The organism is Odoribacter laneus YIT 12061 (assembly GCF_000243215.1).
GTDB classification, from domain to species: domain Bacteria; phylum Bacteroidota; class Bacteroidia; order Bacteroidales; family Marinifilaceae; genus Culturomica; species Culturomica lanea.
In genome coordinates this window covers 2731895-2756041 of the sequence record NZ_JH594596.1, presented here as the reverse complement: position 1 = coordinate 2756041, position 24147 = coordinate 2731895, and the positions used below count along the sequence as shown (strand labels likewise).

At 38.8% G+C, this 24147-nt stretch carries 15 protein-coding genes; 11 read left to right on the top strand and 4 right to left on the bottom strand.

Annotated features, from left to right (window positions below; all coding sequences use genetic code 11):
• Window positions 1-112 precede the first annotated feature (112 nt).
• The 3 genes from HMPREF9449_RS11465 to HMPREF9449_RS11455 all read left to right on the top strand — a co-directional run bounded on the left by HMPREF9449_RS11465 (window position 113) and on the right by HMPREF9449_RS11455 (window position 8224).
• Window positions 113-3385 (top strand): RHS repeat domain-containing protein, encoded by a 3273-nt coding sequence (locus HMPREF9449_RS11465; RefSeq protein ID WP_009137429.1) that lies wholly within the window; start codon window positions 113-115, stop codon window positions 3383-3385.
• Between the two features lie 67 nt (window positions 3386-3452).
• Window positions 3453-7472 carry an RHS repeat domain-containing protein gene (locus HMPREF9449_RS11460; protein WP_009137428.1) on the top strand — a complete coding sequence of 1340 codons (4020 nt, stop codon included), beginning with the start codon at window positions 3453-3455 and terminating at the stop codon, window positions 7470-7472.
• Window positions 7469-8224, top strand: coding sequence for a TolB family protein (locus tag HMPREF9449_RS11455; RefSeq protein ID WP_009137427.1), 756 nt, complete (start codon window positions 7469-7471; stop codon window positions 8222-8224). Before HMPREF9449_RS11460 ends, HMPREF9449_RS11455 begins: the two co-directional genes overlap by 4 nt.
• Window positions 8225-8576: 352 nt before the next feature.
• Here HMPREF9449_RS11455 and HMPREF9449_RS11450 read toward each other — a convergent pair whose 3' ends face one another.
• Complete coding sequence (locus HMPREF9449_RS11450; RefSeq protein WP_009137426.1) at window positions 8577-9413, bottom strand: hypothetical protein; 837 nt, start codon at window positions 9411-9413, stop codon at window positions 8577-8579.
• 984 nt (window positions 9414-10397) lie between these two features.
• Window positions 10398-11906, bottom strand: a complete 1509-nt coding sequence (locus tag HMPREF9449_RS11445; RefSeq protein WP_009137425.1) for a glutamine synthetase family protein — start codon at window positions 11904-11906, stop codon at window positions 10398-10400.
• A gap of 405 nt (window positions 11907-12311) precedes the next feature.
• Between HMPREF9449_RS11445 and HMPREF9449_RS11440 the strand changes: the two genes are divergently transcribed.
• The 8 genes from HMPREF9449_RS11440 to HMPREF9449_RS11400 all read left to right on the top strand — a co-directional run bounded on the left by HMPREF9449_RS11440 (window position 12312) and on the right by HMPREF9449_RS11400 (window position 20593).
• On the top strand, window positions 12312-12926 hold the full coding sequence (locus tag HMPREF9449_RS11440; RefSeq protein ID WP_009137424.1) for a GNAT family N-acetyltransferase: 615 nt from the start codon (window positions 12312-12314) through the stop codon (window positions 12924-12926).
• Between the two features lie 253 nt (window positions 12927-13179).
• On the top strand, window positions 13180-14367 hold the full coding sequence (locus tag HMPREF9449_RS11435; RefSeq protein ID WP_009137423.1) for an argininosuccinate synthase: 1188 nt from the start codon (window positions 13180-13182) through the stop codon (window positions 14365-14367).
• Between the two features lie 34 nt (window positions 14368-14401).
• A complete protein-coding gene (argC, locus tag HMPREF9449_RS11430) occupies window positions 14402-15364 on the top strand; it encodes an N-acetyl-gamma-glutamyl-phosphate reductase (protein ID WP_040611385.1) in 963 nt (320 codons plus the stop codon).
• Window positions 15365-15421: 57 nt separating this feature from the next.
• Window positions 15422-16549 carry an aspartate aminotransferase family protein gene (locus HMPREF9449_RS11425; protein WP_009137421.1) on the top strand — a complete coding sequence of 376 codons (1128 nt, stop codon included), beginning with the start codon at window positions 15422-15424 and terminating at the stop codon, window positions 16547-16549.
• A 35-nt stretch (window positions 16550-16584) separates the two neighbouring features.
• The gene (argB, locus tag HMPREF9449_RS11420) at window positions 16585-17346 is read left to right on the top strand and encodes an acetylglutamate kinase (protein ID WP_009137420.1); all 762 of its coding nucleotides are present in this window, start codon (window positions 16585-16587) and stop codon (window positions 17344-17346) included.
• Between the two features lie 236 nt (window positions 17347-17582).
• A complete protein-coding gene (locus tag HMPREF9449_RS11410; protein ID WP_009137419.1) occupies window positions 17583-18638 on the top strand; it encodes a M20 family metallo-hydrolase in 1056 nt (351 codons plus the stop codon).
• A gap of 43 nt (window positions 18639-18681) precedes the next feature.
• Window positions 18682-20016, top strand: a complete 1335-nt coding sequence (gene argH, locus HMPREF9449_RS11405) for an argininosuccinate lyase (protein ID WP_009137418.1) — start codon at window positions 18682-18684, stop codon at window positions 20014-20016.
• A 208-nt stretch (window positions 20017-20224) separates the two neighbouring features.
• The gene (locus HMPREF9449_RS11400; protein ID WP_009137417.1) at window positions 20225-20593 is read left to right on the top strand and encodes a hypothetical protein; all 369 of its coding nucleotides are present in this window, start codon (window positions 20225-20227) and stop codon (window positions 20591-20593) included.
• A gap of 100 nt (window positions 20594-20693) precedes the next feature.
• On the opposite strand, the gene HMPREF9449_RS11395 is transcribed toward HMPREF9449_RS11400, so the two are convergent.
• On the bottom strand, window positions 20694-22016 hold the full coding sequence (locus HMPREF9449_RS11395; RefSeq protein ID WP_009137416.1) for a sigma-54-dependent transcriptional regulator: 1323 nt from the start codon (window positions 22014-22016) through the stop codon (window positions 20694-20696).
• 67 nt (window positions 22017-22083) lie between these two features.
• Complete coding sequence (gene lacZ4, locus HMPREF9449_RS11390; RefSeq protein ID WP_009137415.1) at window positions 22084-24087, bottom strand: beta-glucuronidase LacZ4; 2004 nt, start codon at window positions 24085-24087, stop codon at window positions 22084-22086.
• Window positions 24088-24147 lie beyond the last annotated feature (60 nt).

Below are 24147 nucleotides of genomic sequence, written 5' to 3'. Positions count from 1 at the left end.
CTGATTGTCATTCTATGTCGGATATCGCAAAAGGCGGTTTTTACCGTCCGGGGATTTTTATGCTCTTCACTTGACGATTACAACTCGTGTAAAATTTAAAAATGTTAAAAATATGAAACATAAAAAGACTGGAATAGTAAACTTTCCAAAAGTAAAGAGAAAGGAAGAAGTACAAGCTTTTAAAATAGAAAATGTTTGTAAAGCTAGATTGAAAGATGAGATACAGGTTTTTAAGCTAAAAAATCTTTTTCCTAGGAATAAAGTTCCTTATTATGCATTATATTCTTTTGTGCTTTTTCTATTGATTTTCAGTTCGTATAACAGTCGGGCGCAGGTTATTCCTCCTGCTCCTGGGAGCAGTACTTTAATCAGGGATATTACCAATCCGGTTAATTATGCTACTGGAGTAGTCGGGATTCAAATTCCTTTACACACATTTTCATGTGGAGATATTCATATTCCGATATCCCTTTCTTACCAAGCTTCCGGTATTAAAGTCCGAGATGCTTCCGGTTGGACAGGTTTGGGCTGGAATTTATCAACTGGAGGTAAAATTACTCGTATGGTACGAAAACGTCCGGATGAAAATGGATATAATCGGGAATTGGCTCAATCGGAAAAAGATGGCATTAAAGCAGCTTCTTTGCAAAATTGGTACAATAATTTCTTGGATTGGCATGACGGGGATTTTGACGGGGAACCAGATGTGTATTATTATGAATTACCCGATCGTTCCGGAATGTTTGTACGTGATGTAACAGGAAAAGCTTGGACCATTCCTTATCAGCCTTTGGATATTCGTAGAGTAAACGACCAATATTTTGTTATTTCTGATGAGCGGGGATATACTTATACTTTTGGATTAGGTGGTATGGAGACATCTGAAGTAACAACTTATACAAATAAAGATGCGACAAAAAAAACGTTTTCTTATACTTCTACTTGGAACTTGACCGCAGTCTCGGACGCTTGTAATAATCAGATTCGGTTTGATTATATATCGGGGAACCAGATGATTGTGCAAGACCGGGATTCCCGAGCTAGTATACTGGTTAAAAATGATAATGGTATATATGTTTTAAAAGAAAGAGATTCTACAATTCAATACAGTACTACTGTCATTCAGCCGAAGTATTTAAGATATATCGTGGCGGATAGCGGAGATTGTATTTTTTTCGAATCTGAGGAAGATCCGGAAAATGAGATAAATACAAGACGCTTATCTGAGATAAAAATATATAATACAATGGGAGATTATTTAAAATCTATCCGTTTAGATTATTCTTATTTCGGAACAACTTCTAAAAGGCTTAAGTTGGATAAAGTTTATGAATATGCTAATGCTAAAACATTGCTGTTGGGTTGTTTTGAATATGCGCCTTGGTATATACCGAATCGAGATACTCGAGATTTCGATCATTGGGGATATTATAATAAAGCTAACAATAAATCGGATTTTGTCAAAGAGATATTTGAGGGTGTCCAGTTTCCAGGAGCCAGTCGGGAGGCTAATCTGACTTATGCAAGTTCTGGAGTGTTAACTCGGGTTTATACGGCTACTGGCGGATATATTGATTACGAGTATGAATTAAATAAAGGAGTATATGAGGATAAAGGTCTGGAAAAGACTATAGAAGGGGGCGGATTGAGAATAAAAGCAATCCGGCAGTATACGGATAATAATTCGGTGCCTATCGAAACCACCTTTTCTTATACTCTTCCCGGTAAAGAAAAGACAAGTGGAACCGTGAATAGTAAATTTTTGTATTATTACGGAAAAGGTTGGACCTATCAGCAAGCAGGAGGAGGTGCTATGGCTTATAATGAACTGGTTTTGCCTGTAATTGGGGCATCTCGTTCTTTAGGGGATATTTTTGATTATGATGGAGCACCTGTTCATTATGATGTAGTCACTGTACATCATCCGAATGGATCGCGTCATGTGTATTATTATACTGGGAATGAGAAAAAGGATGAACCTTCTCTGGTTTATGAAATGCCGGCCCTGCATCTTCCACCTATAGAAAATACGTTCACTGGAATGCCGAATAGTTCCCGTTTTTGGAGGCGTGGGTTACTCTGGCAGGAAATTATGTACGACTCTAACAACGATACGCTTAGTTATATATATAATCATTATGATTATAAGCCAAAAAAAGGAGGTCGTGTAGCGGGGTATGTTCCGGGTCTTATGATTGGCTATAACGGCCTTATAGGATTTTTATGGAAATATGAATGGGTTTCAGAAGCTATTCTACTCAAAAGTACATATAGCTGGGGACAAAATCAACCTGAACAGGAAGTGACTTATATTTATTCCGAAGATGATTTGCTTCCTCTGGAAATTAAAACCAAGAATAAAATCTCCGGGGAAGAAACTTGCGTCGTTTATCATTATCCAGAGGATTACAAAGAAGAGGTAAAATCTGCTTCCTCTGACTACCCGGTCGCTTATGCGCTGAACAGAATGTTAGTGAAACAAGTTCGGAATTTGCCGGTGGAAATCGTGTATTTAAAAAATAATAAAGTAGTAGGAGGACAAATTTATGAATATAAGGTGATAGATCAGCTTTCCGGAAAATATAGTATACGGTTGGCAGAAAAGAAAAATTTATTATTGAATACGTCCCGAACAAACTATGTAGCGTATCATTTTTCTGAAGGTTTATCGGTTTTCGATTCGAATTATGAGACGGAGGTGTTCTACGATCAATATAATAAATATGGAAAACTTGTTACCTCTCATGTAAAAGAGGGGAATTATAATACTATCATTTACGGGTATAATGAGACGCTTCCGGTGGCTTCAGTGGAAAACGCTAATTTTAACCAGGTTTATTACTCCAATTTTGCGGAGGATCCTCAAGCTATGGAAATAGAAGGAATAAATGGGAAAGAGAAAGTTGTCAATGGGCCTGTCCGGATTAGCATGGAAAATTTTCCTTCGGGGACGTATCAAGTAAATTCTTGGATTTCGACTGATAATGGTCAGAGTTGGAGTTGGAGAAGTCAGTCGGTTTTTGTATCTGCTTCTGGAGCGATACTGTATCCTGCAGATTCCATGGAGGGTATAGCTTTTATGTCAGATGATACTTCTTCGGAAGGAAGTGTATCTGGAGAAAGTTCTTCTTCTCAAACGGTACCTGAATCGTCTTGCTATATTACCGTCGGATTTGTGGGAAATTTAATAAAAGAAGTTCGAATTATTCCTCAAAATTCTTTTATAACGACAGCTGATTATCTCCCCGGTATTGGTAAGACGTCAGAAACCGATCAAAATGGGAAAACATCTTATTATCAGTATGATGAGCTTGGACGTCTGATTCGTCTGCTGGATAATGAAGGAAATGTCTTAAATGAATACGACTATTACATTGCTCCCTGAGCTAAAGAACGAGTCGTTTGTTATTGGTAAGTACATGTTTAGGTGTCTAATATTAATAAAAAAAACAATGAAAAATAGTATCCTCTTTATCCTCTGTTTTATCTTTGTTGGGATAATTGTTTATTCGGACCGTTGTCAGGCCATGGGGGTTCCAGACCAAATTGTGATTCCTCCCTCTCCCGTCGAACCTCCTCAATGTTTAAAAGTAGGAGATAATAATTCCCTTATTTTTTCTACAGAAAAAAGCAGTTATGTTTTTGAATTGCAGCCGGATCCCATAGCGGAAAAATTTGTTGCAGATCATTTTTCCGGAATTTATCAATGGACAAAGACGTTAGGGAGTTCTTCTTCCACTGCTGATAGTGATACGGTTGTGCAATGGCATACTATCTTGTTTTCCTCGGACATTCTTCCTTGGAGGGCAAGACGCAATGCAGAACCTGCAGAACCTGAAACTCCCATTGGTCCTCCTGAAAAGGCCATAGAGTTTATTTATACCTTAAAGGAATATAGAGACTGGGGAGGTTGTATCCTAGGTTTTACTGCAGATCCTGCTGGTAAATATTGCAAAATTATCTTGAGAGAACAGGATGGATATGAAGAAATCAAAAGTAATCTGTTTGTTACCTATCATGTTCAAGTTGTTTCTGGGTTCGATACGTTGGCTTTTGATAAAGAACTTCCTATTATTTATCGCCTGACAAGGCGGCATCATATACTGGAAAAAACCAGAAATGCAGAGAATACTGGATTCCACAGAGCGATTACTTATTGCGATGGAATGGGACGTACGATACAGAAAATAAATATAGGAAGCACTCCGAGTGGAAAAGATGTCGTTTTGCCTGTTTATTATGATATATATGGTCGGAATTCCCGTACTTACTTACCTTATGTAACAGTGGGTCAGGGAAAGTATCACGCAAATGCATTTGAAGCTCAGGAGGCTTATTATACTTCTCTATACGGTGCGTCACCTTATGCCTATAGTGAATCCCGTTTTAACGGAGCCGGTCAGGTGGTTCGCAGTAATATCCCAGGTCAGGCCTGGCAGATAGAAGGGGAGCATACAACCCATACAGTGTATCGGAAAAACAGAGTACAGGACGGGATAAGACGGTATGTTTTAGAAGATAATGGGCTTACTTGTGGAGGATATTATCAAGAGGGAGAGTTGAGTGTTACGGAAATAATTGATCCAGAAAGTCATGTGTTATTGGAATATCGAAATACTGAAGGGCTTTTGATAGCTAAAGAGGTGAGAGATGAGGGGGGAGAGAGTCTTTTTACTTATACTGTATACGATGATTTTAAGCGAAAAAGGTATATTCTTCCGCCCTCTCGTTCTGCCGTATTTCATCAAGGTACGCGATATTTTTCTGAATTACAGTCGGATTGTTATTATATTGAATATGATTCTCACGGACGGGTTTATAAACAGCATGTCCCCGGAGGCGGATATACTTTGAATTTGTATGATGCTCGGGGCCGATTGGCTTTTTCTCAGGATGCTCGCTTACGGGAAGAAGGAAAATGGAATTTTACCAAGTACGATGTTTTTGACCGTCCTGTCATAACAGGTCTTTGTACAGGTACTGAAGTAGAATTACAGGAAATGTTGGCGACACAGAAAGATCGGAATGAAAGGAGAGGAATGGCTATGCACGGATATACCAACCAGGCTTGTCCTACTCGTATTTCTCCGGAGGATTGTTTCGTGATTATCTATTATGATGATTATTTATGGCCTGATCAGGAAAAGGTGGCTTGGTCTGATGCTGACGCTTTGTCAGAAATGAGGTCCGACAGAGTACTAGGAGAAGTGACAGGAACAAAGACGAAAGTATTGGGAGATACTATAGACCAATGGTTATTAAAAGCTAATTATTACAGTGCTAAATATTTACCGATTCAAGTAGTAAGTCAGCTTTACCCATCAGGTACAGAAATTGTTTCCAACAAACACAATTTCGGAGGGGATGTTAAACAGGTCAAAGTCAAGCAAATTGTCTGCGGATTGGTGACGGAATACAATAAATATTTTGATTACGACAATCAGGAACGTTTGTTGCAAGTTCGACAAAAAATTACCGGTGATACAGTAAATAATGAAGTAGTGGTAGCTTCTTATGTATATGATGATTTAGGACGTACGCAAAAAATGAATTTACATAACGATAAAGAGTCGATCGACTATTCCTATCATTTGGCGGGCATGTTATCTACGGTCACGAATCCGCATTTTTCTTATGCATTAGATTATGAACAGAAAGTGATTCCCGAAGCTATTGCCCGCTATGACGGCAATATCAATGCCATCCGTTGGAAACGTGGAGATGAACCTTCAAAAGCTTATCTATATTATTATGATCCTTTAAATCGGCTTGCTTCTGCTTCTTTCCGAGAAAAAAACGCTTCTACTTGGATAAATCATTCTGGTGCTTATAATGTAACCGGCTTAACTTATGATATGAACAGCAATTTACTGAGTCTAAAACGACAAGCGAATAATGGTGCAGTACTTAACGATCTCGTATATTCTTACACTTTCTCTGGTAATAAAAATGCAGTTACCTGTATTACAGATCAGGGCAATACTTCTGCAATTTATGAGTACGATGAATTGGGCAATATGACTTCCGATGGAAGACGTGGTATTAATATTTCTTACAATTTACTAAATTTACCTGAATGTATAACGAAAAGTTCTGATAATATTTCTTATTTTTACAGTGCTTCGGGTGAAAAACTGGCACAGAAGGTAGGAAGTTCTTTGACGTATTATCGAGGAGTGATGATTTACGAAGGGTCCAATATTTCTTATTTACTGCATCCAGAAGGTTTTGTTCGTAAGAATGATAGAGGATATGCTTATCATTATCTTTTAAAAGATTATTTAGGAAATACCCGGGTTTTGTTGGAAGCTTTCAATGATAATTTGGTTGCTATACAACATACAGATTATTATCCCTTTGGAGTGACTTTTGAGAATAATGAGTTGCATCGTAATAAATATCTTTTTAGCGGTAAAGAATTGCAGGACAAAGTCTTTAATGGCCGTATGCTTTCTCTGTATGATTTTGGTTCGCGTTATTATGATCCGGAATTGGGGCGTTGGTTGAATATAGATCCGGCCTTACAATTAGTTAGTCCCTATGGATATTGTGGAAATAATCCGATTCGCTATATTGATCCTGATGGGGAATTTTTTTGGATACCTCTTGCAATTGGAGCGGTGCTAGGGGCTTGGTCCGGAGGGACATTAGCTAATGATGGACAATTAAATCCTGTCAAATGGGATTGGCAATCGGGAAAAACTTGGAAATACATGGCAGGAGGCGCAGCTATTGGAGGATTGTCGGCTTATGGAGCCGCAGGTATCACCAGTATTTCTTCGATGATGCCGAATTTAATGGGAACGATAGCTGGTTCTTTTTATAGTTCCATAGGGATGGCGGCTATGTCAGGCGGACGAGTGTCCCCTAATATAAATTTCGGCCTTGCCTCTGTGGATTTAGGATCAGGGGAATGGAATTATTTAGGAAAAAAAGGAAATAAATGGTATGAAGACCTTTCGTATGGAGTGGCTGCCTTTGGTAATCTTTCAGATCTTTGGTCTATATATAAAGGTTCTTATAATTCAACGAGTCATGTAGAATTACAAACCGATGGACATTCTCAGATTTATAATCCAGAAGATGGGAAAACATTTTCTTGGGGAGCTTATGCCGAGAATGGAGATTATATTGAACATACGATACCTAATTTCTTTAAAGAACATAAACCTACTACAAATTATACAAATTCCAAAGTAGGTCCTTTTGAGCGAAGCGTACGGATTAATAAAATTAATTTAGAAGGTTATAATAGTTACATTAATAGTGTGCCAAAAGCAGGACAGATGTATAGAATGGGTTTACTTTTCCCTATAAAAAACATGCATTGTGCAATAGCAGCTTCCCGAGCCCTTTTAAATGGTGGTGTTTTTAATCTTCCTGTTTTAAGGATACCGTTATTATTAGATATGCAAATGCGGATAAGAGATTATGTGTATATAAGTTATTCACTTAAAAATTTGAAATTATGAAATATGTCTTTTTGATTTTATTTTTGTGGAGTGGAATGTTTGTAGTAAGAGCTCAATCTTATTTGTTGATAGATAATAAAGTAAATTTGAGATTATGTAATTTTCATATGGATCTAAAAGGTAATTTTGATTATTATGATAATATTGTATTGGATTTAGGAGATATTTATGGGTCAAGATTTGCAGGTTATAATTGGAAAGGAGATTCTCTAGTTTTGTTTTTGGAAACTAAAGGTAAAGTGGCTCAAAAAATAATTGTGTTGGATTCAATAAAATCGGTACCAATTTTACCAATTTTAAAAGTTTCTAATTTAAAAACGCTATATAATTCCAGACAAAAAAATCCAAATGCAGAATATCGATTCAGAAATATTAAAGTTAAGATAAACGCTCAAGGTTGGATCGAATGCTATCAAAAAGATAGTTTATTGTGGCAAAAGCATCCAAATATAAATACGTTTAGTATAGGTACTTTAGGATTAGGCTATCAAAATCCGGTAATTACGCCTGACGGACAAACGCTGTTGTTACGTTATGCCACTTATTTTACCTGTTATTTGGTGGAGATAGATGTGAATACAGGAAAACAGAGAAAAATAGTTCGGAATAAGATTTATACTCCCTTTTGGTATTCTCCGGATGGCCGGTATATTTTATATACTTCTAAGCGGGGGTTGAGAATTTACGATAGGGAAACAAGAAAAAAGTTTAAAGGTTTTGGCTGGCGGGATGCTTTTTGGCTCTATCGTTAATGTATAGAGGAATTGTTTAAGATTCTATAAAAGGAGTCTATCTATTTGAAGATGACTTTTAAATAAAAAGAACGAGATTTAGCATGAGTCTCGTTCTTTATTTTCTTCTTTCCCTTAAAAAGCAAAGCTTTATCGACTGAATCTCAGTAATTAAGTTTTTCTATTAGTTTTTTACTCTGTATTCTATTGCTTCCTTTATTATAGTGGGTAAAGAATTATCATAATAATATTGTTGTTATTTTTTTATGTCAATAGTACTGATAATAAAAAATGTATAAATTTTCTTCAGTAAAATTTCCTGGATTATATGAATTACTGCTTATTAGTCCTATTTAATATTTTAAAAATAGGTTTATTTTGTGATATTTTGAATAGAATTATTATTTTTTTCTTTAAGCATTTCTTCTGCTATTTTTATTTGTTTTTGTCTTTTATCTGCAAGTTGAAGTGTGCTTGTTAATAAAGAAAAATTTGATACCACATAATTCGCAAGTGTTGTAGGTTCTTCTTCAGGATTTGTATATTGAATAATAGAGAGGATATGGTGAGCAGCCTTACTTTCATATCCAATACCTATTGCATCTTCATAATCTCCATTATATTCAATTAAGGTATATGCGAGTCCGAGCAAATATATTAATTCAGGAAAGTATAAAGTGTCATTAATAATACCAATAGTATTTCCAATAAATTTAGCACCATAATTTATTCTGATTTTTGCAATTTTCTTTTCAATTTCATTAGATATGTTAGGCCCTAATATATCCAATGATTCTGTTGTTTCGAAATTAGAATATTGATTATCAAATGTGTAGCCAGAATAATCGAGCATATAATCTTTTATCGTAGCAATGTCTATTTCATTATTACAAATATTGTCAAATATATAAATTGTATTATTATAAAATGATTGATAGGGTTTACCATTTTCTCTGAATACTAAAACAAAGAATACTTTCCCAGATTTTACAATAGCATTCTTAGGGATTCCATCTTTGTTAATATTTGCATAAATTACATACCCTCTATTATATGCAAAAATATGAGTGAAAGGTGCATTTTCCTTGGTAATATCTATAACATAAATTTTTTCCTCTGGTTTTCTTGTTTTTTTGTCTTCATCGTTGTTACATCCGATAATAAGAGTTAGTAATGAGACTATTATAATTTTGAAAATAATCTTTTTCATGATATTATAGTTAATAGTTATATTCTTTTTTACTTTTTATACAAATATAATAATTAAGTAATAGTGGTAAATAAAAATGAGAAAATATTTTTCTTAAAATGGGAAATGGACAATTTTTTGTCATCTTTTTTATCCTTGCTCTTTAAGAGTCTGGAAATATTGTTAATCTTTACATTACTACAGGTAAAGACGGAATCTAAAAATAGGTATTTCTTTGATGTATTTTGTAAAGTAATAATTTAAGAAGGACTGACGTTTTTAAGTTCTTAAGGGAGAAGAATTGAGTATAGCAAAAATAGACGTTAATAAATAATAAAACGAGTCACAATTCCCGTGAGTAATATATTTTGCGCCAACATTAAGGGAAAATTTGGAGATGTTTCCAATATAGTGGATTAGTTTATAAGTAATTAAATAGTGAGGAGATCCGGGTATTTAAGACACCTTATCCGATAGATGCAGTAATGAATTTGGAAGAAATCGTTAAAGATGACGTTGACTTCTAGGCACATGTTCGTGCAGAATTTTACTATAATTATAAGGAAAAAGCCGGGAATATGCCTTTTGCGGAAAAAGCGGATGCACTTTTTCGAACCACAGATGATTTAGATAGGGAACTGGGGAACCCATTGTAAAAGTTTCCTCTTTTTGACACGTTTGGCGAATGAAGGAGCCAGGGATATTTGTCGGAAAATTAGATGAAGAGCCTCGTAAAGCAGAGAGAGGACTGGTATTGGAAGCCGTGATCTGTTTTTGAACAAATGGGGACGGACTATTTCTCCAGACTTATACCTTTGAGAATAAAAGCGAAAATCAATCTTTTTTCTTTATGGGAGCTGTTTTTTAAGGGATATTGAGGAAGTAGAGGAAGGATTAGGAGTTTTCCTTTTGTTTCGTTTATTTTAGGTTAATGAATCTTGATAAAAAACCGCCTGATTTTATTATGATCAGGCGGTTTTTTTAAGAGTTAAATATTGGAGGAAATTATCCGACGTTGATATAGGTTTTTACTAATTCGGTAATTTTCATCATATCGTTTCCGATATCGGTACGCAATGTACGGTCGTCATAAGATTTTAGTTTTTTAATGAGTCCGTCCAGCAGATTTTTACTGAAAACTCCGTATGCTTCATAAATGCTGCGTTGTTGTTCCAGGCATTCGGCCGATTCAGCACAGGAAGCCGGCAAATGACTTAGTCTTTCGGCAGTAGCTTTGTGGGCATCGTCGAAAATGTTGACACTGACATAGCGGTCTTTTGCGTATTGGATACTGTCTTGCATTTCAAAACCATGACGGGCAGCGACAGCTAATCCCGCTAATAAGAGATAAAGGTCGGCGGAACCATCCGGACAACGGAATTCTACGGTTTGTTTAATACCCGGATCTAAACTGTGTGCCGGTTTTTCTAACGGATTAGCGTCTGTGATCATTTTATCGGCACCTTCCGTCCAGCCTAATGGAACCCGTACCAGTACCGACCGGTTGCGGTCTCCCCAGCAAATATTGGTAGGAGCTTCCTGGTGAGGAACCAGACGGAAATAAGAAGTTGGATTCGTATTTCCAAAAGCCGTCAGGGAAGAGGCGATGTTCAGGATTCCGGCAATGGCTTTCAGAGCATTGTCTGTCAGCTGGCCGTTTTCAATATACATATTCTTTCCGTCTTTCATCAAGCGGGTATGGATATGTAATCCGCTTCCGGCTTTTCCGGCCGTGATCTTAGGAGCAAAAGTCAGGTTAATACCATACTGAAGAGCCAAGGTGCGCATGATCCACTTGGCAATTACCAGTTGATCGGCAGCTTCTTCAATGTTAACCGGTAAAAATTCTATTTCGTTTTGTTCGTATTGGATGTTGCCCAAGGTGAAATTACCTACTTCCGAGTGACCGTATTTGATTTTTCCTCCGGTCTGAGCAATGGCCCGCATACATTCACAGCGGAAATCCGCCCATTTACAGAAAGGAGTGGATTCATGATAACCTCTCTGGTCAGCGGTTTCAAATAATTCTTCTTTTTCACTGATAACGTAATATTCCAATTCCCCCATGGCCTGAAACTCCATGCCCGTCACTTTTTTAAATTCTTCGTGAGCTTTCCTGAGGGTATATTCCGGTGCACTTTCCAAGGGCTTACCGTCTTTTGTATAATAACTGCACAAAATATCCAAAGCCGGGATTTCACTGAAAGGATTCAAGAAAGCTGTCCGGTAACGGGGAATAACGTATAAATCGCTGGATCCTGCTTCGATATAAGGAAAAAGACTGGAACCGTCTACCCGTTCTCCATACGTTAATATGCTGTCTAAATGCTCCAGACTGCTAATGATAAAATTCAGGGTTTTTAATCTGCCGTCCGCTCCGACATATCGGAAATTGATCATCTCAATCTGATTTTCGGTAACGTATTTTATAATATCGGCTTTTGTAAATTCTTTTTGTTCTTTTTGTAAAAACTGAACTAAAGGATTAGGATTCAATGTAAAATTCTGCTCCATGATCTTTGTTGTTAACGTTTGCGGAAACAAAACTAGAAAAAATATCCCGAATTAAAAATTTTTCTAATATATTATTATAAAAGGCTATCGTTTACTGTCAATTTGTAATAAAAATAAATTTATTTACTGATGATTTGAAATAATTTCACTGCAATTGAAAGAAAAAATAGTGTTTTATCTTGTCCTGCCGTTTCCTCATTTTTAAAGATTGAATATTTATGCATACGTTTGCTTTCCTTGTAGAAGCTATGTTCTGAATGGAATAAAGACTTTATAAGAAAAATATATTTGCATAAATATTTGTTTTAAATAGATATTTATGCATATCTTTGCATCGAATTCAAAAGAAGAAAGAATCAAAAGGTCAGAATATAAATATTTAAAACGCACTTAAATTAGAAGGAGATGAAAATAGATGTGATGGTCGCTTCTGAGAAGCATTTAAAGTATGTTACAACTATTAACGACACTATTGACGAAGCAGCGAAAGCTCGTGGTACAGGTATTGCCCGGAGAACAGACGAATATATAACCGGTAAGATTAAACAGGGAAAAGCGATTATCGCTTTAAACCGGGAGGAATTTGTGGGTTTTTGTTATATTGAATCGTGGGGGCATGAAAAATTCGTTGCCAATTCCGGATTGATTGTAAAACCCGCTTACCGGGGAATGGGGGTAGCAAAGAAGATTAAGAGGGCAGCTTTCGAGTTATCCCGTAAGAAATTTCCGCAAGCTAAGTTGTTTGGATTGACTACCGGGGAACAAGTGATGCGAATCAACACAGAATTGGGATATGTGCCTGTTACTTTTGCTAAACTGACCGATGATGAACAATTCTGGGCCGGCTGTCAGTCCTGTGTAAATTACGATATCCTTCAGCGTACGAATATGACGAAATGTCTATGTACCGGTATGGTGTATGATCCGGAAGCGATTGCGAAACGGGAGGCGGAGTTGAAAAAAGTAGGTCGGAAACGTTCGGGCATTATTCGTTTATTGAAAAAATTTGCCTGTTTTTAGCCGGACTGCTTGTTGGCTGCGACAGGGACAAGTTTTAAATGCCTAAACGTTCAAATATAAAAATGTTTGAATGTTCAGCTTGGGGAGGAAGATTCTGCCTCCGATTACAGGCTGGAAATTTTTTGAACGGGGGCGGAGGGTTGCCCAAGGGTTTTTAATCGGCTAGGAAGTTGCCCGGTCGGGATACGAGGAAACGTTTACATTTGCTCGTTTACAAGAATGTAGAGTATAACTTTTGTAATTACAAATAGAAATGGAAAAAGTCGTTTTAGCATATAGCGGAGGTTTAGATACCTCTTATTGTGTGAAATATTTGAGTGAAGAGTTAGGGTTAGAAGTATATACTGCTTTAGCCAATACCGGAGGGTTTAGTACGGAGGAATTGAAAGTGGTGGAGGAAAAAGCGTATGCTTTGGGGGCTAAAAAGCATGTAAATCTGGATGTAACAACCGATTATTATGAAAAATGTATTAAATATATGGTTTTCGGAAATGTATTGCGGAATCATACTTATCCAATTTCTGTCAGTTCTGAACGTACTTTTCAAGCTTTAGCCATTGTAAATTATGCGAACGAAATTGGAGCACAGTATATTGCTCACGGGAGTACAGGAGCCGGGAACGACCAGATTCGTTTTGATCTTTGCTTTAATGTTTTCGCTCCGGATAAAAAAATCATTACTCCTACCCGGGATTTGAAGTTATCCCGGGAAGAGGAGATTGCTTATCTGAAAGCTCATGGTGTAAGCTATGATTGGAAGAAGATGGAATATTCCATTAATAAAGGGGTTTGGGGAACGTCGATCGGGGGAAAAGAAACCTTGCAGGCAAATACAAATTTACCGGAAGAAGCCTATCCTTCTCCCTTACAGAAAGCCGGAAAAGAAATGCTGGAGATCGAATTTGAGCAGGGAGAGGTGGTAGCCGTCAATGGACAGCAAGGAAAGAGAATAGAAGCAATCCGTGCGATAGAAGCAATTGCCTCCCCTTGGGCGATTGGCCGCGATACCCATGTAGGCGATACAATTGTCGGTATTAAAGGCCGGGTCGGTTTTGAAGCCGCAGCTCCGCTTTTAATTATTAAAGCGCATGAATTGTTGGAGAAACATACATTGACAAAGTGGCAGCAATATTGGAAAGAACAGTTGGGAAACTGGTATGGGATGTTTTTGCACGAAGCCATGTATTCCGAACCGGTCATGCGGGATATCGAACGGTTTCTGGAAAATAGTCAGCGGAATGTCAGCGGAAAGGTGAAAATACAATTGCGGCCTTATCATTTTGATCTGATTGGCATTGAATCGGTTCACGATTTGATGAATTCCGGATTTGCCGAGTATGGGGAGATGAATAATGCCTGGACATCGGATGATGTAAAAGGGTTTACCAAAATGATTGCCATGCCGTTGAAGATTTACAACGCGGTCAATCACGATTTGTAAGAGAGGACTATAAGTTATGGATTATTGTAGTAGTATGATAAAAATAGGAATTGCCGGCGGAGCCGGTTATACGGCAGGAGAATTAATCCGGATTCTGGTGAATCATCCCCAAGCGGAAATAAAATATATTCAAAGTGAATCGCATGCCGGAGAACTGGTTTCTAAGGTTCATGGGGATCTGTTATATCTTCCGTTGACTTTTTCAGCAATTGATTTTTCGGCAATTGATGTTTTGTTTATGTGTATGGGACATGGAGTGTCTGCTGAATTTTTAGGAAAATATGCTGTTCCGCAACGGGTAAAAATCATCGATTTGGGAAATGATTTTCGCTTGGCCGCCGATGCCAACGGTTTTGTATACGGTTTACCCGAATTGGCCCGGGACGTAATTGTACAAAGCCAGTATATTGCTAATCCGGGTTGTTTTGCTACGGCAATCGAGCTGGGGTTGTTGCCTCTGGCAGCTTCCGATAGATTACCCGCAGAGATTACCGTTTTTGGGGTCACCGGTTCTACGGGAGCTGGACAAAAACCGACAACCGATACACATTTCAGCAACCGTTGCAATAATTTATCGAATTATAAGGTATTTACTCATCAACATTTGGCCGAAATTAAGGAAACTTTACAAAGAGCAGGTGCTAAGAATCCTTTTGATCTGGCTTTTGTTCCGGTAAGGGGATGTCACACCCGAGGGATTATAATTAACACTGTCCTCCGTAGCAATGACTCAAAAGCTAAATGGGTAGATTTATATAAAAGTTATTATCAGTCTCATCCTTTTGTATGTATAAGCGATGAACCTCTTTATTTAAAGCAGGTGGTCAATACGAATTATTGTTTTATTCACATCACTCAGCAAGATCGGAAGATCCTGATTACTTCTGTGATTGATAATTTATTGAAGGGAGCTTCCGGTCAGGCCGTACAGAATATGAATCTGATTTCTGGATTACCGGAAACCATGGGACTTCAGTTAAAGGCGAATTATTTTTGAGTTATTTCCGGATTTGAAAAGCCGTTTTTCATTTCCGGTCTGTATAAATTTTCAGTTATGGGATTGTTTGAGGTTTATGATTTACTTGATATAGAGCCAGTAGAGGCCAAGGGCGCTTATTTATGGGATAAGCAAGGAGGAAAATATCTGGATTTTTATGGAGGACATGCTGTTATTTCTATTGGGCATTGTCACCCTGTTTATGTGGAAAAAGTAACCCGTCAGTTGCAGAAGATCGGATTTTATTCGAATGCTGTAGTAAATTCTTTACAGGAAGAATTGGCGATAAAATTGTGTCAGCTTGCCGGGGAGGAGGATTATAAGCTTTTCCTCTGTAACAGTGGTGCGGAGGCTAATGAGAATGCTTTAAAATTAGCTTCTTTTACCAATGGAAGAGATCAGATATTGGCTTTTAAAGGTGCTTTTCATGGACGGACAAGCGCTGCTGTGTCCATCACCGACAATCCGGCCATTCAGGCTCCGGTGAATCGGCATCACAAAGTGACGTTTATTCCCTTGAATGATGTCCAGGCTTTGGAAGGGGAACTGTCGAGCGGAAAATATGCGGCTGTGATAGTGGAGGGAATACAGGGGGTCGGCGGGATTCGTGTGGCAGAGGATGAATTTTTATGCCGGATGCGGAAGTGTTGCGATCAAACCGGAACATTGATGATTGTAGATGAAATCCAATGTGGTTACGGTAGGAGTGGAATGTTTTTTTCTCATCAGTATGCAGGCGTAAAACCGGATATTATTACGATGGCAAAAGGGATGGGGAACGGCTTTCCGATTGCAGGTCTGTTGATTGCCGGAGGAATTCAGGCCAAAAAAGGAATGCTGGGAACTACTTTTGGCGGCAGTCATCTGGCTTGTGCTGCTGCCCTGGCAGTATTGGAAGTGATCGAAAAGGAATATGCCGTCAATAATGCTGCTGGCTTGGGAAAATACCTGATGCGGGAGTTGAAGAGAATAAAAGGTGTCACGGAAGTGAGGGGCAGAGGATTGATGATAGGAGTCGATACGGAGAGTCCACAAAAGGATGTAAGGGCCCGATTGTTGAAAGAATATCATATCCTCACCGGGTACAGTGGACAGTATACACTTCGTTTGTTACCAGCCTTGACAATTACCCGTAAGGAAGCAGATGAATTTTTGAGAGCTTTCCGGGAAGTGATGGAAGCTTGAAAGGGTAAGGGAGAATATTTTCAACAGGTAAATGTATGATAAAAGTGATAAAAGTTGGCGGTAAGCTGATCGAAAATGAACAGGTGCTGCAAGATCTTTGTAATAAATTGTCGGCTTATTATCCTTACTGTGTATTAGTACACGGAGGGGGAAGTATGGCCGGGCAATTGTCAGCCCGTTTAGGGATAGAAACTCGGATGCATGAAGGCCGGCGGATTACAGATGCTTCTACTTTGGACGTCACCGTCATGGCTTATGCTGGTTTAGCAAATAAGAAGATTGTTGCCTGTTTGCAGTCCAAACGAGTAAATGCTTGCGGTTTATCGGGTTGTGATATGGGGGTGATTGTTGCTCATAAACGAACTGTTACAGATATCGATTGGGGATATGTCGGAGATATTGATCAGGTAAAGGAGGAGGTTCTGGCCTTTTTGTTGGAGAAAGAGATCATGCCTGTGCTCTCTCCTATTACCTGTTCCGAAACCGGACAGTTGCTGAATACCAATGCCGATAGTGTGGCTGCTGCTACAGCAATTGCTTTAAGTAAGAGGTATGATACGGAGTTGGTATTTTGTTTTGATAAGCCGGGAGTACTGGAAAATATTCAGGACGAAAATTCAGTAATTCCCCTTATCGACCGGGAGAAATATAAGGAGTTACTGGAAGAAAAAAGTATACATGCAGGGATGTTGCCTAAATTGGAAAATGCTTTTAAAACCCTGGATGCAGGGGTAAAAAGAGTGAGGCTGACCAGTCCTTCGGATTTAGAGGGGGGCACTGTCATTGTCGGAGAGTAGATTCAATTATTCGGATACTCAAAGGTGAAGGATGATTCAGGGAACTTTGCATTTGTTTTCTACCTGTTCAACTTTTTGCGGAAGGAAGACCTTCGTGTAGATAAAGGGTTTATAGTCCTGAATTCCGGTTTTGTTACTTTGTTTTCTGAGGAGAATATTCCTCTGATAAAGGATTTTAGGATGCTTATATTTGTAAATATTGCGGACTTATAGATTAAATTTATAAATATTGAAATATGCAGGCTTCGGAAGCAATTGATTTGTTGATGAAAATTATTTCTATTCCTTCTTTCAGTGGAGAAGAAGATCGTGTGGCGGACCTGATGGAAATGACATGGGCGAAACTCGGTTATCAGGCTTACCGGAAAGGAAATAACGTATGGGTTCGATCTCATTATTTCGATCCTGCGAAGCCGACAGTATTGCTGGAAGCGCATATTGATACCGTGAAACCGAATGCTGCCTGGACGTTTGATCCTTTCTGTCCCGAAATCCGGGAAGGAAAGTTATTTGGGTTAGGGAGTAATGATACGGGGGGAAGTATTGTCTCTATGTGGGCTGCTTTTTTACAATTGGATCGGAAAGCTCAGCCTTATAATTTGATTTACCTGAATGCCGCAGAAGAAGAAAATACCGGAAAGAAAGGGATACAAAGTGTGGTGAAGGAATTGGACGGAATTGCCTTGGCTTTTATCGGAGAACCGACCGGAATGCAAGCTGCTGTTGCTGAAAAAGGATTGATGGTATTGGATTGTATAGCCAAAGGAAAAGCGGGACACGCTGCCCGGGAAGAGGGAGTCAATGCAATTTATGAAGCTTTGCCTGACATCGAATGGTTCCGGAATTACCGCTTCGGAAAAGTATCGGATTTGCTAGGAGAAGTGAAAATGACCGTAACCGGAATACAAGCCGGTAGTCTGCACAATGTGGTTCCCGCAGAGTGTCGCTTTATGGTCGATATACGGGTGAATGAATATTATTCGAATACTGAAATTTATGAAACTATCCGGTCGCAGATAAAAAGTGAAATAAAACCCCGTTCTTTTTCGCTGAATTCTTCTTCTATTTCTGAAAATCATCCTATCGTGGAGCGTTGTAAGAGCTTGGGACTAGCTACTTATGGTTCCCCTACTACTTCCGATCAGGCTGTCATCCCCTGGACTTCTTTGAAAATCGGTCCGGGCGATAGTGCCCGCAGTCATACTGCAGATGAATATATATACCTGAAGGAGATAGAAGAAGGAATCGAATTGTTTGTCCGGCTGTTGGATAATTTTCAATTAAACATTTAAACATTTGCACCCTCATATATTTGCACATTTAAACATAAAGACAATGAAGCTTTGGGATAAAGGATACGATATCGATGGTTTTACAGAAAAATTTACCGTTGGGAAAGACAGAGAACTGGATGTCATGTTAGCAAAAGCTGACGTGCTGGGAAATATGGCTCATTTGAAAATGTTGTATTCCATCGGATTGGTGAATGATAGCGAATTAACGGATTTGGAGAGAGCTTTAAAAGAAATCGGACAGGAGATTGATCGGGGAGAATTTAGAATAGAAGAGGGGATAGAAGATATACATTCTCAGATTGAGTATTTATTAACTCAAAAATGTGGGGAAGCCGGGAAGAAGATTCATACAGGTCGTTCCCGCAATGATCAGGTGCTGACAGATATTAAGTTATTTACCCGTTCGGCTTTAATCGATGTCCTGGTACAGGTCCGGGAATTTTTTGAAATTTTGATGGCGAAAGCCGAAGAAAATAAGGAAGTTTTATTGCCGGGTTATACTCATTTGCAAATAGCAATGCCTTCTTCTTTCGGGATGTGGTTTAGTGCTTATGCTGAGTCTCTGGCCGATGATTTGCTGTTTTTAAAAGCTGCTTACGACATGGTCAATACGAATCCCCTCGGATCAGGCGCCGGCTATGGTTCTTCCGTACCGCTTAACCGTACCTTGACGACTACCTTGTTGGGATTTGACGATCTGGCTTATAATTCTGTCTATGCCCAAATGCAAAGGGGAAAAATGGAGAAAAATGTATTGTTTGCTTTGTCTGCTGTGGCAACAACTTTAGGGAAAATGGCGGCGGATATTTGCCTGTTTTCCTGCGGAAATTTCGGATTTATCAAATTACCGGATAAGTTTACAACCGGTTCCAGTATTATGCCGCATAAGAAAAATCCCGATATATTCGAATTAATCCGGGCTAAATGCAACCGGCTACAATCTTTACCGTCTCAAATGGCTTTATTATGCGCGAATCTAAATTCTGGCTATTTCCGGGATATGCAACTGACGAAAGAGATCTTTTTTCCGGCTTTTGAGGAATTGAATGATTGCTTGTGTATGGCCGGAACTGTTTTGAAGGAAATGCAGCTGAATAAAAATATTCTGGAAGATAAACGTTATAATTATTTGTTTACGGTGGAAGACGTCAACGATATGGTCAGTGCCGGAATGCCTTTTCGGGAAGCCTATCGCCTGGTTGGACTGAAAGTGCAGGCCGGAGAGTACGATAGTAATACACAGCGTCCGCTTCATCATACACACGAAGGAAGTATCGGGAATCTTTGCCTGGAACAAATCCGGACTAAATTTGCGCGTCATCTCTGGGATTATTCTTCCGTATTGAAGGCCGAGAAGACGTTGATGCAATCCTGAATTTTAAGGGAAGTTGGGGAAATTTTCCCCTACACTTTTTTTCCTTTTTCCCCATTTTCCTCAGTTTAAGATTTTTGGGGAAGTTGTTGCCGATGTGTAATGTGTTGATACAGATGTTTTTGTATCCGTATTCAAAGTTGTTTTTCTTTTTTGGCATGTCTTTTTCTATATAATAAATAGAAAAGCTTACGATCTAAAGGAAAAAACTATGAAACGTTTAGCAGGAATTACCGGAATATTGTTGGGATGCGGAGTTTTTTTGTCTGTTTCAGCTTGTGATTCTCCGAATCCTGATGTATATGAAGAAGAGACTCTAAAGGAAGAAATAACTTATTCTGCTAAACTACCGGCAGAAGGGATAGATTTTCAGCAAGTAACTGTCGGTGATGTACCTTCTGTGGTAAAATCTGCCATTGCAGCCCGGTATTCTGCTTATGTGATCGATGAAGCCTTTGCTGATGGAAACAGTTTTTATAAATTGGTATTAAAGAAAAGAGGGACTAAATTAACGGTTTATTATAGTGGGAATGGGGAATTCCTGCGGAAAGAAACCTGTGTTTTCATACAGGGTATTTGATGTTTTATTATTTAATGCGAAAGAGAGCTGCCTTTTCGGAGGCAGCTTTTTCGTATGCCGGGAATGCTGATAGCAGTTGTAGGGTTTTTGCGGCTAATTTTTATTCCAGTGAATAATGTTTTAAACGATTGTAAAGTGTTTTCCGGTCTATTTTCAAAAGACGGGCAGCTTCACTTTTATTATTATTGCATTTCGCCAGCGCTTCTTTAATGAGTTCTAATTCATTTTTTTCTCTCCGGGAAGAAAAATCATCCGCGGTATTTTCAGAGGTAGCTAGCAATTCTGCAGGGATATCGTTTTCTGTGATAAAAGCAGTTTTGCATAATAAAGTCGCCCTTTTTACCACGTTTCTCATTTCCCGCAAATTGCCGGGCCAGGCGTATTTTTTAAAAATACGGATAACTTTATCTTCAAAGCCGATTACGTTTTTATCTAATTCTTCATTTGATTTAGAGAGGAAGTGATTGGCAAATACAATAATATCTTCAGGGCGCTCCCGTAAACTCAATGCTTTTAGCGAGAATTCATTCAGGCGATGATATAAATCTTCCCTGAATTTTCCTTCTGCTACAGCTTTTGTCAGGTTTTCATTTGTAGCCGAAATAATCCGGACGTCAAAATCAATTTCTTTGTTACTTCCTACGGGTTTTACTTTTCTCTCTTCTAAAGCTCTCAATAGCTGTACTTGAATTTCGTAACTCAGATTCCCGATTTCATCCAGGAAAATCGTTCCTCCGGAGGCTGATACAAAATAACCTGTTTTGTCGCTGACCGCTCCTGTAAAGGCCCCTTTTATATGTCCGAAGAATTCACTGGCCGCTAATTCTTTCGGTATAGCACCGCAATCTACGGCAACAAAAGGTCCGTTTTTTCGTTTACTGCGCTCATGGATTAAACGGGCAATGTATTCTTTACCCGATCCGCTTTCGCCTGTAATCAGTACGGTCATCTGGGTAGGAGCAACCAATTGGATGTATTCGTAGAGTTTATCGGCCTGCTCACTGGTTCCTTTTATATAAGAAATGTCTTCTTTTGTCTCCGTCTTTTGCTGTATAGCCGGATTTTTTTTCGCTACAGCATCTTCTATCTTTTTGAGGATTTCTTCGGGAATGACGGGCTTGGAAACATAATCGAAAGCCCCTGCTTTTATGGACTCTACTGCTGTTTGTATGTCTGCATATCCCGTCATTAAAATCACCTGGGTGGCCGGATGAGTCGCTTTTATATTTTTTAAAAGAAAAATTCCGTCTTTATCCGGTAAACGTAAATCTGTCAGGACAACATCGTATTGATGTGCCGTCAGTGATTTTAAAGCGGCTTCGCAGGAGAATACCTCATCGACTTCAAAATTTCGTTTTGATAACCAAGTCTTTAACATTAAACAAAATGTCGTATCATCGTCTACTAATAATATTTTTGTCATATCTCCTCTTTTGCTATAAATTTAAAAAATTGTTCGTAAGTGCGGATGATAAGTGAGGATTATATTTCTAAAAAAGAATTTTTACCTCATCTGTTATACCGTTTTTCGAACGGGCTGTCAGGATATTTTCTCCTTTTTTCCATTGGATTTCCGTCCAGGTGAAAATGCCGTAAACTCCTTTTTTGACCCCTAGAGATTTCCCGTTTAATATTAATTCTACTTCCGGCTGGTTGGAATAGATTTTTATTTGCTGGGACATTTCGGATCTTTTTTCAAATCGCTTTCCTGTTATGTATACGAAAGGTTCCTCTAAATTCCAGTTGGCTTTATAAAAATAAAAAGCATCTTTTTTTATTTTCCGGTCGAAAGTTACTAAACCTTTATCATTTTTTCCGGCCATTTCACCTTCTTGGCGATGAGCCGCGCCAAAATCAAACATATTCCATACAAAGGTACCCCATAAATAAGGCCGTTGGTCTATTGCTTTCCAGTGCTCTTCGTGGAAGAAAGCCTGCCAGTTTTCCGGGTGCCAGTAGCTGTTTGCTACCGGTTTTTTTAGTTCTTCCTGTTGGTGGAGGATACTGGCTCCGGCTCCGTATTCGCTGATCCCAACAGGTTTTTCCGGATATTTTTTATGTACTGCATCAGCCCATTTACCTATTCCTGCAGGTTCTCCGCCATACCAACCATAATATTGATTCCAGGCAATCAGGTCGGTCACTTCGTTCAAGGCTCCGTTTTGATTACTGGCTGCCGTTGTGAGGCGGTAGGGGTCTTCCTCATGAGCTAAAGTATTTAGTTCTTCCACATAATTCAGCGGATCGTCTCCGCTTTGTTTTAGTTCATTGAATAATCCCCAGAAGCAAATGGAAGGATGATTGTAATTCTGGCGAATCAGTTCTTTCAGCTGGATTTTACCATTTTCCCGAAAAGACAGCTGGTCGACAAAACCTTTGTCCCGATAGCCTCCTGGACCTACGAAGGGAATTTCTGCCCATACAATGAATCCGTATTCATCACAGAGGTCGTATACATAACGGTCTTGAGGATAGTGGGCTAATCTGATAGCATTTACCCCCATTTCTTTCATGATTTCCATATCTTCCCGATGATGGGAGGGGAAAAGGGCGTTTCCGATTTCTGCCCGGTCCTGATGACGGCATACTCCTCTGAGTTGTAAAGGTTCATCGTTTAGAAAGAAACCTTTATCGGGATCTACCCGGAAATACCGGATGCCGATTTTTTCCTCTACCCGGTCCGTAATTTGTCCTTTGCGAAGGAGCTCGGTAATTGTTTTGTATAGAAAAGGGTCTTTACGCCCGTTCCAAAGATGCGGTTTGGAGATATTTAATATAAGTTCTCCTACGGCTTCTCCCTGTTCATCAAAAGTGATTTCTTGTTCTGCACTGACGATGTTTTTGCCTTGTGGATCTTCTATTTTTACACGGATCACTGAGGAACAGCCTGTTTCACCCTTTACTAGAATTTTTGCCAATATTCTGGCTTTTTCCCGGGAGACATCCGTCTGTGTAAAATATAGGCCATAAGAACCGTAATCAGAAAGACTGATATGAAAGGGATCGGTAATAATGAGTTCTACATCGCGATAGATACCCCCATACATATTAAAATCTCCTAGCAGTGGCATAATATCTAGCTGAGGAGAATTATTGACCCTTACCCAAATGTTGTTCTTTGTTCCCCAATGAATATAAGGCGTTATATCCATTGCGAAAGCTGTATAACCTCCCCGGTGTTCTCCTGCATGTTTGCTGTTTATAAATACATTTGTTATTGTATTGGCTCCTTTGAAACGTAAATAAAGGCGCTTCCCTTGCCAGGCGGCTGGTATATCGATGTCCTTTTCATAATTTCCAAGTCCCCGTTCATAATTGACTTTGGCCGCTAAAGCGTCCTGATTCCAGGTGTGCGGAAGGTTTACTTCCGTATAAGTATTTTTAGCCGTTTCATAGCCTGGAGTGAATTTCCAGGAACGATTCAGGGAAATAACCTCTCGCCCCCAACTCTGACACACAATACTACACCAAAAAATGATCAGAATATATTTCATTTCTCTATCTGTTTGAGTTATACAAAAATAGAAAAAATCCGGAAATTCAGAAATGTTTGA

Coding starts and splice junctions, on each gene's coding strand:
- lacZ4 (WP_009137415.1), bottom strand. CDS start 24,087: ATGAAATATATTCTGATCATTTTTTGGTGTAGTATTGTGTGTCAGAGT.
- HMPREF9449_RS11410 (WP_009137419.1), top strand. CDS start 17,583: ATGCAGGCTTCGGAAGCAATTGATTTGTTGATGAAAATTATTTCTATT.
- argH (WP_009137418.1), top strand. CDS start 18,682: ATGAAGCTTTGGGATAAAGGATACGATATCGATGGTTTTACAGAAAAA.
- HMPREF9449_RS11455 (WP_009137427.1), top strand. CDS start 7,469: ATGAAATATGTCTTTTTGATTTTATTTTTGTGGAGTGGAATGTTTGTA.
- HMPREF9449_RS11425 (WP_009137421.1), top strand. CDS start 15,422: ATGGGATTGTTTGAGGTTTATGATTTACTTGATATAGAGCCAGTAGAG.
- HMPREF9449_RS11440 (WP_009137424.1), top strand. CDS start 12,312: ATGAAAATAGATGTGATGGTCGCTTCTGAGAAGCATTTAAAGTATGTT.
- HMPREF9449_RS11460 (WP_009137428.1), top strand. CDS start 3,453: ATGAAAAATAGTATCCTCTTTATCCTCTGTTTTATCTTTGTTGGGATA.
- HMPREF9449_RS11465 (WP_009137429.1), top strand. CDS start 113: ATGAAACATAAAAAGACTGGAATAGTAAACTTTCCAAAAGTAAAGAGA.
- HMPREF9449_RS11400 (WP_009137417.1), top strand. CDS start 20,225: ATGAAACGTTTAGCAGGAATTACCGGAATATTGTTGGGATGCGGAGTT.
- HMPREF9449_RS11445 (WP_009137425.1), bottom strand. CDS start 11,906: ATGGAGCAGAATTTTACATTGAATCCTAATCCTTTAGTTCAGTTTTTA.
- argC (WP_040611385.1), top strand. CDS start 14,402: ATGATAAAAATAGGAATTGCCGGCGGAGCCGGTTATACGGCAGGAGAA.
- argB (WP_009137420.1), top strand. CDS start 16,585: ATGATAAAAGTGATAAAAGTTGGCGGTAAGCTGATCGAAAATGAACAG.
- HMPREF9449_RS11435 (WP_009137423.1), top strand. CDS start 13,180: ATGGAAAAAGTCGTTTTAGCATATAGCGGAGGTTTAGATACCTCTTAT.
- HMPREF9449_RS11450 (WP_009137426.1), bottom strand. CDS start 9,413: ATGAAAAAGATTATTTTCAAAATTATAATAGTCTCATTACTAACTCTT.
- HMPREF9449_RS11395 (WP_009137416.1), bottom strand. CDS start 22,016: ATGACAAAAATATTATTAGTAGACGATGATACGACATTTTGTTTAATG.